The following is a 547-nucleotide window of genomic DNA, read 5'->3' as shown; positions in this document are numbered from 1 at the left end:
GGACGAACACCTAATCCGGATATTTTGTGTAATAAGGAAATAAAATTTAAAGTATTTTTTGAGTTTGCTTTGAAAATACTTAAAGGAAATTTTATTGCTACAGGACATTATGTTCGTACTAAAATTATAAACAATCAAATAAGATTATTAAGAGGTATCGATGGTAATAAAGATCAAAGTTATTTTTTATACACTTTAAATACAGAAAAAATAAAAAAAATTTTATTTCCAGTAGGTAAATTAAAAAAAATACAAGTACGTAACATTGCTAAAAAATTAAATATAAGCGTAGCAGAAAAAAAGGATTCTACAGGAATATGTTTTATTTCTCCTAAAAAATTTAACAATTTTTTGAGTTGTTATTTTCCAAAAAAAACAGGAAAGATAATTACTACTGAAGGTCATAAAATAGGTAAACATAATGGTTTAATGTTTTATACATTAGGACAAAGAAAAGGTTTAAGAATAGGTGGCATAAAGAATTTAAACAATCAAGCATGGTATGTAGTGAACAAAAATTTGTTAACTAATTCTTTGGTTGTAGCTC

1 protein-coding gene is annotated in these 547 nt (G+C 24.5%); it reads left to right on the top strand.

The features are described from left to right. Positions 1 to 547: tRNA 2-thiouridine(34) synthase MnmA (gene mnmA, locus LDP10_RS03145; protein WP_265197276.1), on the top strand; the 547-nt coding region annotated here is incomplete at both ends.

It is taken from the genome of Buchnera aphidicola (Pemphigus obesinymphae) (assembly GCF_026122815.1).
In the GTDB taxonomy this organism is placed as follows: Bacteria; Pseudomonadota; Gammaproteobacteria; order Enterobacterales; family Enterobacteriaceae; genus Buchnera_C; species Buchnera_C aphidicola_BJ.
Note: the sequence above shows the minus strand (reverse complement) of the source record. Positions and strands in the feature narration are given on the sequence as shown.